The sequence below is a fragment of the Variovorax sp. 05N34 genome, from assembly GCF_056397405.1.
In genome coordinates, this window is sequence record NZ_JBFTNI010000004.1 from 585,893 (window position 1) to 596,909 (window position 11,017).

The 11,017-nt window shown below is 62.1% G+C and carries 6 protein-coding genes; 5 read left to right on the forward strand and 1 reads right to left on the reverse strand.

Features of this window, described 5'->3' with window-relative positions:
• Nucleotides 1-300: 300 nt before the first annotated feature.
• The 3 genes from AC1DMA_RS14655 to AC1DMA_RS14665 all read left to right on the forward strand — a co-directional run bounded on the left by AC1DMA_RS14655 (nt 301) and on the right by AC1DMA_RS14665 (nt 6,321).
• On the forward strand, nt 301-2,649 hold the full coding sequence (locus AC1DMA_RS14655; protein WP_478144636.1) for a type I secretion system permease/ATPase: 2,349 nt from the start codon (nt 301-303) through the stop codon (nt 2,647-2,649).
• Nucleotides 2,646-3,890 (forward strand): HlyD family type I secretion periplasmic adaptor subunit, encoded by a 1,245-nt coding sequence (locus AC1DMA_RS14660; protein ID WP_478144637.1) that lies wholly within the window; start codon nt 2,646-2,648, stop codon nt 3,888-3,890. Before AC1DMA_RS14655 ends, AC1DMA_RS14660 begins: the two co-directional genes overlap by 4 nt.
• Nucleotides 3,891-4,683: 793 nt before the next feature.
• A complete protein-coding gene (locus AC1DMA_RS14665; RefSeq protein WP_478144638.1) occupies nt 4,684-6,321 on the forward strand; it encodes a TolC family protein in 1,638 nt (545 codons plus the stop codon).
• A 398-nt stretch (nt 6,322-6,719) separates the two neighbouring features.
• Here the strand turns inward: AC1DMA_RS14665 and AC1DMA_RS14670 are convergent, their stop codons facing one another.
• Nucleotides 6,720-7,283, reverse strand: coding sequence for a hypothetical protein (locus AC1DMA_RS14670; RefSeq protein WP_478144639.1), 564 nt, complete (start codon nt 7,281-7,283; stop codon nt 6,720-6,722).
• On the opposite strand from AC1DMA_RS14670, the gene AC1DMA_RS14675 reads away from it, so the two are divergent.
• Nucleotides 7,270-9,780, forward strand: coding sequence for a hypothetical protein (locus AC1DMA_RS14675; protein ID WP_478144640.1), 2,511 nt, complete (start codon nt 7,270-7,272; stop codon nt 9,778-9,780). The genes AC1DMA_RS14670 and AC1DMA_RS14675 overlap by 14 nt on opposite strands.
• A partial coding sequence (locus AC1DMA_RS14680) for an Ig-like domain-containing protein (RefSeq protein WP_478144641.1) occupies nt 9,777-11,017 on the forward strand: 1,241 nt, incomplete at its 3' end. The genes AC1DMA_RS14675 and AC1DMA_RS14680, both read left to right, overlap by 4 nt.

The following is an 11,017-nucleotide window of genomic DNA, read 5'->3' on the forward strand; positions in this document are numbered from 1 at the left end:
GCATTGGTAGGGGTATGAACGTAACGGGTGAAAAACCCGCTGGGCACTGAATCAGCACAGGGGAGACAGACGCAAGGCAAATTCGTACTGGTCCTGCCCCGCTGTTGCCGTTGTCTGATTTCGCCGGGTGACTGATCTTCCGACAATTGGGGCCCTTACGAAATTTCATGCTTCGTTCATCAAGTCACGCGAAGTTAGCCGAATCGACCCTTTAAACGACGAACCTTATTTCATTGTTCTGCGTGGCGGGGTCCGGTTCAATCATCGCGCCACATACGAGCAATCTAACCGGTTCCGATTATGACTCAAGACGTTTTGCCTGACATGCAGGCCGCGCCCCAGGCGCTCACCAACGAGGATGGCCTCCTCGGTTCCGTGATGTGGATCTGTGAGCGCTACGGCTGTGGCAGGACGGCGGAGGCACTGACCGCCGGGCTGCCGAAGAGCGGCATGCTTGCGCCGTCACTGGCGCTGGATGCCCTGTCAAATGCGGGCCTTACGGCGGGCTTGGTGGAGCGCCGCCTGCAATTGCTGCCGGGGCACGTGCTGCCGGTCATTTTGCTGCATCGCCGCATGGGCGGCTGCGTTCTGCTAGGCCGTCGGGCGAACCCGGACAACGAAGCCAAAAGCCGCGTCCTGTATCAGGTGATGGTGCCGGAATTCGGCCCCGAGCCGGTGGAGTACACCCAAGAAGAAATGGATGAGATCTATGCGGGCTACGCCATTCTGGTCAAGCCGACGGCTCGGGTCGAACTGCGCGAGGGAGACAACGGCGAGCCGGCCGGTCACTGGCTGCTGGGCACGCTGTGGCGTTATCGGCGCTACTACGCGAGTGCGGCGCTCGGCGCGTTGCTGATTAATGTGCTGGGTCTTGCCACCGTCTTTTTCACGATGAATGTGTACGACCGCGTGGTACCCAACCAAGCCTACGTCACGCTCTGGTCGCTGGCGATCGGGGTGGGCATTGCGATGCTGTTCGAAGGGATCTCGCGGCATGTGCGGAGCCGTTTGCTGGACGTGGCCGGCAAGAAGGCTGACCTCGTCATGGGCACGCGTCTGTTCCGGCAGGCGCTCTCGATCCGAATGGAGCACAAGCCGGCGTCGGCGGGTTCATTCGCCAACCAACTGCGCGAGTTCGAGTCGGTGCGCGACTTCGCGTCCTCCGCGACGCTCTCGGCGATCTCCGATCTGCCGTTCGTGCTGGTCTTCGTGGGCGTAGTGTTCGCGGTTGGCGGTTCGCTCGGCTGGGTGCCATTGCTGATGATCCCACTGATCATCGGGGCGAGTCTGTTCGTGCAGTGGCCGCTTGCCCGGATCATGAAAGATAACCTCAATGAGGCGTCGCTTAAGCAGGGCGTGCTGATCGAGTCGGTGGAGGGCCTGGAAACCCTCAAGGCGGTGGGTGGCGAAGGCCACATGCAAAAGCGTTGGGAGACCTTTAGCGCCATGGCTGCGTCCTCGTCGATGAAGTCGCGCCAGATTTCCAGCAAGGCCACGAGCTTCATCACTTTCTTGCAGCAGCTGCAGACGGTGGTGCTGGTCGTGCTAGGCGTGTACTTGATTGATGCAGGCGAGCTGACGCAAGGTGCGCTGATCGGTACCGTGATATTGGCCGGCCGTATTACTGCACCGCTGAGCCAAGTGATGGGACTGGCCTTGCGCTTCCAGCAAGCGAAGGCCGCGCTGCATTCGTTGAACAGCCTGATGGCGATGCCCGTCGATCGAGATCCGTCACGCACGTATCTGCCCAAGCCGCCGCTCTCGGGGCAAATCACCTTGAAGGACGTCTGCTTCTCGTACCCTGCGCAGACGACGCAACCGAGTCCGCCGGTTCTGAAGGACGTCAACCTGAGCATCGAGGCCGGGGAACGGGTTGCCGTCCTGGGCCGCATTGGTAGCGGTAAATCGACCTTGCTGCGTGTGATGGCGCGTCTCTACGCACCGGTCGGAGGTCAGATGTTCACGGGCGGTCTGGACGTCGAGCAGATTGATCTGGCCGACTGGCGCAAGGCCGTGGGTTACGTGGGCCAAGACGCGCGTCTCTTTCACGGCAGCCTGCGCGAAAACGTGATGATCGGCCGACCAGAAGCGAGCGCCGACGAGTTTCTGCGCGTGATCCGTCTGACCGGACTTGACCAGATCGCCAGCCGCCATCCCCAGGGCATCAACCTTCCGATCGGAGAAGGCGGACAGGGCATCTCAGGGGGCCAGCGTCAACTGGTGTCGTTGGCACGCAGCCTGCTCGCCCGGCCGCAGCTTCTGCTGCTCGATGAACCGACCAGCGCGATGGACACCCAGACCGAGGCGGTCTTCCTTGAGCACCTGGCGCGCGCAACCGCTGGGCAGGCGATCGTTGTGGTGACACATCGGCCCTCCCTGCTGGCGCTGGTAGACAGGATTGTCGTCGTCGAGGAAGGCAAAGTCGTGGCCGACGGTCCAAAGGACAGGATCCTCGCCGCACTGTCGGGTACGAGCGGGCCGGCACCGATGGATGGAGCGCAGACGCGCGCAAAGCCGCGCGCCGCGCCAGGCGTCGTGGCCGCCACTACGGGTATCAGGATCATGGCCGGCAAAAAGGTCGTGCCGGCCACCGCTGCGCAAGCGGGTAACTCGCAGGCAGGCATGCCGAACAAGGAGCAATTGCAATGAACGTCAATATTCTCAGACGCGGTGCCAAAAAAGCGAAGCTGGGCAAAGCCGACGCCGCATTCATGAGCGACATCCAGGAATCGCTGCTCACGCAGTCGACGCCGGGCTCGATGATCGTGCTCTACTTAATTCTCGCGGTCCTGGCTGGCGGTCTGACCTGGGCGTACTTTGCGCGCGTGGAAGAGATCACGCTTGGCGAGGGCACCATCATTTCGAAGAGCCGCGAACAGGTCATCCAGAGTCTCGAGGGCGGGATTCTCGAACAACTGGATGTACGCGAAGGCGATATCGTCAAGAAGGGCCAGGTGTTGGCAAAGATCGACCCCACGCGTGCCCAGACAAGCTATCGAGAAGCGTGGTCCAAATCAGTCGGCCTGAAGGCGACGATTGCGCGTTTGCGCGCCGAGGCGTACGGCCAACCGCTGACGTTTCCGGACGACGTGAAAGCAGTGCCTGCGGTCGTGAAGCAGGAGACGCTCGCCTACAACGCGCGACGTCGTGCGCTCGACGACAGCGTGGCGGCGCTGGAAAAGAGCTATTCGCTTTCGGGCAAGGAAATCGGCCTGGCCGAGCCGCTGGCGGCCAAGGGACTGCTGTCCGAGGTCGAACTGCTTCGCATGCGCCGTCAGGCAAACGACCTGCGCTCGCAGATGGTCGAGCGGCGCAACAAGTTTCAGGCCGATGCGAACTCGGAGCTGACGAAGCTGGAACTGGAACTGGCGCAAACCAGCGAAACCGTAGTGGGACGCGCCGATGTCCTGCAGCGCACGACGGTGATGGCACCGGTGTACGGCACGGTGAAGAACGTGCGCTTCAATACGATTGGCGGGGTCATCCAGCCGGGCGAGCACATCATGGAAATCGTTCCGCTGGAGGACCAGTTGCTCGTGGAGGCCCGCATCAAGCCTGCGGACGTGGCGTTCCTGCATCCCGGTCAACCGGCCACGGTGAAGATCACCGCCTACGACTACGGCATTTATGGTGGCCTGACGGGCAAGGTTGAGCACATCAGCCCCGACACCCTCAAGGACGACCAGAAGGCCGCAGCCGGCCGAGCCGATGCAACCTATTACCGCGTGCTTGTGCTGACGGACTCGAGTGTGTTGCAGGCAGGCGGGAATAGTCTGCCCATCCTGCCGGGGATGGTGGCGACGGCCGAGATCCGTACCGGTGAAAAAACCATTCTTGACTACATTCTGAAGCCGATTTTCAAGGCTCGTGAAGCGTTCCGGGAGCGCTAATCGAGGTGTAGCAGTGCCGCGTTGCTGCGGCGGGGCACCCTTGAACGGAGCGGCTCGCTGCTGTGCAGATTTGCGAAAGACGATTTCGTGGTGTGCAGGCGTCGAGTTCGACCGGCGTCAACTGGTCGCGGTCCGTCAAGGGGCGCAATATTCGCGCGGCTGCTTTTCGGGACCACGACGTGCGCGTTGTCTTAGACCTTCTCTGAGAGGTCACCAGGTCAAGCACGAGGCAATGCACTCCGTCGTCGTCGCTTCGTCACGCAGATCCTCGAGGTAGACAAGCCCTTTGTGTAGTCGGGCGTCGGTGCGCCAGCCGTCGCGCTGCAGACCCGTTCCTTGACCGCCATCCAACTCGCGGGACCGCGTCCGGTTCCGCAAAGGCCGCCATCATTTTTCGAACAACTTCCGTCTGCGACGGTTTGTTGCGGTCAGGATTGCGACGGGATTTGTTGCAGCCTGATACCGCACCAAAGGTCACCTTCAGATCAGTGGGACCTCTGAAAGGGCCTGCATCGCCCGAAGCAATTGCAAAACACTGGCTTCGCAATCCTCTATTTCGTTAAGAAGGCAATGCAAATTCGTACTGGTCCTGCCATGCCGGTGAGGCCGTCCGATTTCGCGGCATGACTGATTTTTCGAAAATTGGAGCCGGTACGAAATTTCGTGTTTCGTTCATCAAGTCACCGCGAAGTAGCCGAATAGACCCTTTAAACGAGATTTGCTTCATCGTTCTGTGAGTCGAGATTCCGGTTCGGCTACCGCGCCACACACAATCAATTAACCGGTTCCGATCATGACTCAAGACATTTTTCCTGAGATTCAAATTACGGGGCAAGCCCTCACCCACGAGGACGGCCCCCCTGGTTTGCCCACCCGTCCCGTGGCATGGCTGGTTTCGTCACTCTTGGTGTTGCTCGCCCTGGCAGGGAGCGAAGCCGCGCAGGCTCAGGCCAGCCTCGCTGGCGCATCGGGACGTGCTGAAGATCTGCGTTCTGTACAGCAGGGCGCGCCCCGGCCACTGGTGCCGCCGCAAGCGGCACAGCCGACGAAACCGCCAACGCAGGCGCTGGGGAGCGATGCCACCAGTGCGCTGAGATCGACTTTGGCCGAGGTAAAGCAGCCGTCGACGCCGGTAAGCCGCACGCCCCCGGCGACGTTCGCACAGTGGCTTGACACGCAACCGTCCCGTACCGGTAGCGGGTCGATGGATTCCGCCACGCTGCGCCGCATCTTCCTGCGCGCCGTCGAGGAGGCAGAGAAGCGCAGTCCCGAAGTGGGGCAGGCGTATGCCACCTACCAAGCCGCGAATGCAGACGTCGACGAAGCCAAAGGCCTGCGGTGGCCACAAGTGGACATCGGCTCGCAAACGCAGGGTTTGCAATTCGGTCCCAATCGAGATGGCAGCAACAACGGCAATGCGGTGGCGGCGACGGTAACTACGACGGTGTACGACTGGGGCCGCACCAAGAACACGATTGGAAGCCGTGAGCAGCTCTCGGACGCTGCGCGCAGCAACTACACCGTGGCCCGCGACCAGAATGCGTTCGAGGTGACGGGCACGCTGGTCGAGCTGGGCAAGCAACGCGAGATCGTTGAGCTGAGCCAGCAATTCGTCGAGCGCATGGCCACGCTCGTGAAAATGCTGGGTGAAATTGTGGCAGTCGATCGCGGTCGTGGCAGCGAACTCACGCAGGCCAAGGCGCGTCTGCTGCAAGCTGAAGCCGCGCGCGATTCCGCAGAGGCCAGGGTGCGCGATGCGGAACTGAAGCTGCAAAAACTGGTGGGCGAGAACGCACCGCCGATTCCACGCGCGCGCAACTGGCCGATCCGGCCGGGCAATCTGCCGCAACTCCTGCAGCAGGCGGATGCTCACCCTAGCCTGGCTCAGATTCAGTCCGAAGCCAGTGCAGCCGACCTGAATGCCAAGGTGGTGAAAGCGTCGGGTCTCCCCACGGTGAACTGGGTTGTCAGTGCGAATACCGGCTTCGGAGGTGGGAGCGCGGGACAACGGGGCGCCCAGACCATGCTGACGCTCAACTGGGCGGCATTCCGCGGCGGTTCGACGAAGGCGGCGACGGCTGCGGCCGGGTATCGGGCACAGGCCACGTGGCAGCGCCTCGATCAGCAGCGGCGTGACCTCGAATATGGCATTCGTGCCGCGCATCAGGATGCGCACACCATGCTCAGCCGCGCGGACCAGTACGAACGACTTTCCGGCGAGACCGATCAGGTGCGCAAGGCCTTCTTCGAACAGTGGTACCACCTGGGCAAACGGACCCTGCTCGATGTGTTGACCGCGGAGAACGATCACTACGGCAACGGCGTGAATGAAGTGACGAACCGTTTCGATGGCTACGCGGCGGTGCTGCGCGAATACGCGACTGCGGGTGCGCTGGTTGACTGGCTGACGACGGGCCGCACCAGCGATTAAACCGACGAATCAAACCGCACGTGTGCAGAGCTTCGTGATGGGCCGCCTTCCTTTCTGGCTGGCGGCCTTTTTTGAGCGTGACGCCCGCTCTGGCCATCGACGGCTGAGAGGCGAAATCCCAGATGCCCGCCTGTTTCGCCAATCGAAATAACGCGTGAGCACTATTGCTCGCGACTCTCAACCGACGCCCGCAATAGACCCGGATTTCGTTCCAGTCCTATCCAGAACCAAACCGGTCCCATGCCGTTTCCAGGGCCCCTCGTAAAAAATACAGGTAGATCAGCAGCCCGGCGGCTGCCGTGTCGTTTTCATACCCATTTCTTACCAATTTCTATCCATACGCTGGCAAAACTCGCCGGCACATGCACTCTAAAAAGGAATCATCTGTGAGTTCGAATTCAGTGAAGATGGCCGTCGTTGACGGTAGCACCATCAAACAAACAGTCGAATTGCGCGGTTCCGCGCAAGGCGCCCCCGTTCGTATTAACGCCATCAAGGGTGGCAAATTCATTCTGGCCCAGGTCAATACCGGCCACGCTCCGGAAAACATTACCGTGCGCCGTTCCGGCAAGAACCTTCTTGTCAGCCTGGAAGGGACCGAACTCGACCAGCCGCAACTGATCATCGAAGACTTCTACGGCAATGAAGGCGAGCTGGTTGGCCTGGGTGAAGACGGCTCGTACCACGAATATGTTGCCGCAGATGGCGAGCATGACCACGAAGCGGCTTTCCTTGTGGAGGGCGCGGATTCGCCTCTCGTTCTGGGCGCAGAGCAACTGACTGGCTTTGGCGCCGGCCTTATTGCGGCCCCTGGTGTTGGTCTGGCGGGCCTCGGCCTGGTCGGGCTGGGTGCGTTGGCGGCGCTCGGTGCAGGGCATGCCGCCAGCAGTGGCAATGGTGGCGGCACAAGGATCCCTATCCCTGTCCTGGATGAGCAGGCGCCACCGGGTGCGGTTGACCACTGGGACTCGGATGCGGATTCCGACTCGGACTCCGACTCCGACTCCGACTCCGACTCCGACTCCGACGCTGACGCTGACGCTGACGCTGACGCTGACGCTGACGCTGACGCTGACGCTGACGCTGACGCTGACGCCGATGCCGATGCAGACGCTGACTCGGATGCGGATGCGGACGCCGATGCCGATGCCGATGCGGACGCTGACGCGGATGCCGATGCTGATGCCGACTCGGACGCGGATGCAGATGCCGACTCGGATGCTGATGCAGATGCAGATGCAGATGCGGACGCCGATGCCGATGCCGATGCAGATGCAGATGCGGACGCCGATGCCGATGCAGACGCTGACTCGGACGCGGATGCGGACGCCGACGCCGACGCCGACGCTGACTCGGATGCGGATGCGGATGCTGATGCTGACGCTGACGCTGACGCTGATGCTGATGCTGATGCTGATGCTGATGCTGATGCTGACGCGGACGCGGACGCGGATGCCGATTCAGACGCGGATGCAGATGCAGATGCAGATGCAGATGYTGACTCGGATGCGGATACGGATGCTGATGCTGATGCTGATGCTGATGCTGATGCGGATGCGGATGCGGATGCGGACGCTGACGCGGATGCCGATGCTGATGCCGACTCGGATGCCGATGCGGACGCTGATGCCGATGCCGATTCAGACGCTGATGCTGATGCTGACTCGGACGCGGACGCGGACGCGGACGCGGACGCGGATGCGGACGCTGACGCTGACGCTGACGCTGACGCTGACGCTGACGCGGACGCGGATGCGGATGCGGATGCCGATGCGGATGCGGATGCGGATGCCGATGCCGATGCCGATGCCGATGCCGATGCTGACTCGGACGCTGACGCTGATGCAGACGCCGATTCAGACGCTGATGCCGATGCAGACGCGGACGCTGACGCTGATGCTGATGCCGATGCCGATGCTGATGCTGATGCCGATGCCGATGCCGATGCCGATGCCGATGCCGATGCCGATGCTGATTCAGACGCTGACGCTGACGCTGACGCTGACGCCGACTCGGACGCGGATGCCGATTCAGACGCGGATGCTGATGCTGATGCTGATGCAGACGCTGACTCGGATGCAGACGCCGATGCTGATGCCGACTCGGATGCTGATGCAGATGCAGATGCAGATGCAGATGCTGATGCAGACGCTGACTCGGATGCGGATGCGGATGCGGATGCGGACGCCGATGCCGATGCTGACTCGGACGCTGACGCTGATGCAGACGCCGATTCAGACGCTGACGCGGATGCGGATGCGGATGCGGATGCGGATGCGGATGCGGATGCGGATGCCGATGCGGACGCCGATGCTGACTCGGACGCTGACGCCGATGCCGATGCTGACTCGGACGCTGACGCTGATGCAGACGCCGATGCCGATTCAGACGCGGATGCTGATGCTGATGCTGATGCTGATGCTGATGCAGACGCTGACTCGGATGCAGATGCCGACTCGGATGCCGATGCCGATGCCGATGCCGATGCTGACTCGGACGCTGACGCTGATGCAGACGCCGATTCAGACGCTGATGCCGATGCAGACGCGGACGCTGATGCTGATGCTGATGCTGATTCAGACGCTGATGCTGATGCAGACGCTGACGCGGATGCAGACGCCGATGCTGATGCCGACTCGGATGCGGACGCCGATGCTGATGCCGACTCGGATGCGGACGCTGATGCTGATGCCGACTCGGATGCAGATGCCGATGCCGATGCCGATGCGGACGCTGACGCTGATGCAGACGCCGATGCTGATGCCGATGCTGATTCAGACGCTGACGCTGACGCTGACGCTGACGCTGACGCTGACGCGGATGCGGATGCTGATGCGGACGCCGACGCTGACGCTGACGCTGACGCGGATGCGGATGCGGATGCGGATGCCGATGCCGATGCCGATGCCGATGCTGACTCGGACGCTGACGCTGATGCAGACGCCGATTCAGACGCTGATGCCGATGCCGATGCAGACGCTGACTCGGATGCAGACGCCGATGCTGATGCCGATGCCGATTCAGACGCTGATGCTGATGCGGATGCAGACGCTGACTCGGATGCAGATGCCGACTCGGATGCAGATGCAGATGCAGATGCCGATGCCGATGCCGATGCCGATGCCGATGCTGACTCGGACGCTGACGCTGATGCAGACGCCGATTCAGACGCTGATGCCGATGCAGACGCCGATGCGGATGCCGATGCCGATGCCGATTCAGACGCGGATGCTGATTCAGACGCTGATGCTGATGCAGACGCTGATGCTGATGCAGACGCTGACTCGGATGCAGACGCCGATGCTGATGCCGACTCGGATGCAGACGCCGATGCCGATGCCGATGCAGACGCTGACTCGGATGCGGATGCGGATGCTGATGCGGACGCTGACGCCGATGCCGATGCCGACGCCGATGCCGATGTTGAAGCACCGGACCAGCCRGYCGTTGGCGAAGTGACTGACGACGTGGGCTTGGTTCAGGGTCCGGTGGGCAATGGCGAGAGCACGGACGACACGACACCGACGCTGGTGGGCAAGGGCGAGCCGGGCGACACGATCGTCGTGATCGACAACGGCACGCCCGTTGGCGAGACGAAGGTCGACGAAGACGGCAACTGGAGCTTCACGCCYGATACGCCGCTGGGCGAAGGCAAGCACGAGTTCACGGTGGTCGAGCGTGATSAGGCGGGCAAYGAAAGCAAGCCGTCGGATCCGCACGTGGTGATCGTGGACAMAACCCCGCCGGGCCAGCCGGCCGTKGGCGAAGTGACTGACGACGTGGGCTTGGTTCAGGGTCCGGTGSGCAATGGCGAGAGCACGGACGACACGACACCGACRCTGGTGGGCAAGGGCGAGCCGGGCGACACGATCGTCGTGATCGACAACGGCACGCCCGTTGGCGAGACGAAGGTCGACGAAGACGGCAACTGGAGCTTCACGCCTGATACGCCGCTGGGCGAAGGCAAGCACGAGTTCACGGTGGTCGAGCGTGATCAGGCGGGCAACGAAAGCAAGCCGTCGGATCCGCACGTGGTGATTATCGATACGACAGTCCCAGCACTGGTACTGAAGGCGCCTGAAGTGCCGGAGATGGCAGACGGTGTGATCGACTCGGCAGAGGCCAGCGATGGCACGTGGGTGATTATCCCGTCCTATGCGGGCATGGTCGAGGGCGACGTGATCACGATTGACTGGAACGGCAAGAGCTACGAGCACAAGGTGGAGTCGTTCGAAGTAATCGTTGGGTCAGTCAAGGTGAGGATCCCTGCAGACGATCTGATCGGGCAGGACACGGCGTTCGACATCTCCTATACGGTGACGGACGCAGCGGGCCACGGCTCATCGCCGAGCCCGACTACCCCTGTGAGGATCTACGCGATGGGACCGGGCAAGCCGGCAATTGGCGAAGTGATTGACGACGTGGGCTTGGTTCAGGGTCCGGTGGGCAATGGCGAGAGCACGGACGACACGACACCGACACTGGTGGGCAAGGGCGAACCGGGTGACACGATCGTCGTGATCGACAAGGGTACGCCGATTGGCGAGACGAAGGTCGACGAGGACGGCAACTGGAGCTTCACGCCTGATACGCCGCTGGGCGAAGGCAAGCACGAGTTCACGGTGGTCGAGCGTGATSAGGCGGGCAACGAAAGCAAGCCGTCGGATCCGCACGTGGTGATCGTGGACAAAACCCC

Coding starts and splice junctions, on each gene's coding strand:
- AC1DMA_RS14665 (WP_478144638.1), top strand. CDS start 4,684: ATGACTCAAGACATTTTTCCTGAGATTCAAATTACGGGGCAAGCCCTC.
- AC1DMA_RS14660 (WP_478144637.1), top strand. CDS start 2,646: ATGAACGTCAATATTCTCAGACGCGGTGCCAAAAAAGCGAAGCTGGGC.
- AC1DMA_RS14655 (WP_478144636.1), top strand. CDS start 301: ATGACTCAAGACGTTTTGCCTGACATGCAGGCCGCGCCCCAGGCGCTC.